Here is a 1078-nt window from a genome sequence, read left to right on the forward strand (position 1 = left end):
GAGGTAGCTGTAGGTAGTTGGGAATACCGTATTTTTAATTCGTTCGCTCATACCCATCTCATCGCTAAAACGCACCAACATTTCATTAATTTGGATGAACCTAAAACCATCAACCTGGTTGGTTTTTGAGAGCAGTTCTAAATCATCCGATTGTTTGTGCAAAATTGCATTGTGCTTATTGCTTTGTTTATCTACATATTTCCATTCAGCATCATCCAAGTACTTAGGATAATTGGTATCAGCTACACCCCATAAAGCGCCTTTAAGTGCATACAAAAATGCGATATGCCTGCGGATCATCCGTTTCACAATTACATCATTTGCTTCGCTTTGCGGCACATAACTTAGTAAACTCCTGGCAAAAGACCGAGAATCGTTAACCAAGCCTCCCCAAACTTTTCTTGCTTCCCACCATCTATCGTAAGCTTGGTTATTGTTAAAACCTATAAAAAAAGCAATTGCAGTTCCTAAAACCGTTGGAATAATGGTTGGGATAGAAAAATGGTGTGCAATTAGGTACTCGCGAATGAAATAAGCTCCCATGCAGGAAGCAATCATAATTAAATCTACCTGCCAAGTATTACGTACTATTCTACTCAGCCGAATATTATTGATAAGAAGCATTGGTATTTCTGTTTGTTGGTTTGTTCAACACCAATTTACAGAAATTGTTTTGCTTATACTACACGCACCAACAAGCCTTTTAAATATTCACCTTCTGGAAAAGAGAGCCTTACGGGATGATCTTCCGGCTGGCAAAACTGTTTGATGATTTGCACTTCCTTACCAGCATCCAAAGCCGCCCAAGCGATAATTTGCTTAAAGGTTTCGATATCGACTGCACCTGAGCAAGAAAAAGTAGCTAATAAGCCTCCGCTTTCTAACAGCATCAAACCACGACGGTTCAAATCTTTATAGGCACGAGCAGCTCTATCCAACGCAGAGCGAGACGGTGCGTATTTCGGAGGATCTAACACCACCACATCAAATTTCTGCAACTCATCATTAAATTGACGTAACTGCTTGTTTACATCACTTTGTATGGCAGTATGTTTGCTGGCATCAAATTGGTTCAATG

General features: G+C 40.0%; 1 protein-coding gene and 1 pseudogene. Both read right to left on the bottom strand.

From position 1 onward, the window contains the following. On the bottom strand, positions 1-624 hold a 624-nt coding region (locus tag DUT69_RS19005; RefSeq protein WP_113654860.1), incomplete at its 3' end, for a bestrophin family protein. Positions 625-677: 53 nt separating this feature from the next. After that, a pseudogene (locus DUT69_RS19010) lies at positions 678-1078 on the bottom strand (class I SAM-dependent rRNA methyltransferase); the annotation flags it as partial.

The sequence above is a fragment of the Pedobacter namyangjuensis genome (genome assembly GCF_003313325.1).
Lineage (GTDB): Bacteria > Bacteroidota > Bacteroidia > Sphingobacteriales > Sphingobacteriaceae > Pedobacter > Pedobacter namyangjuensis.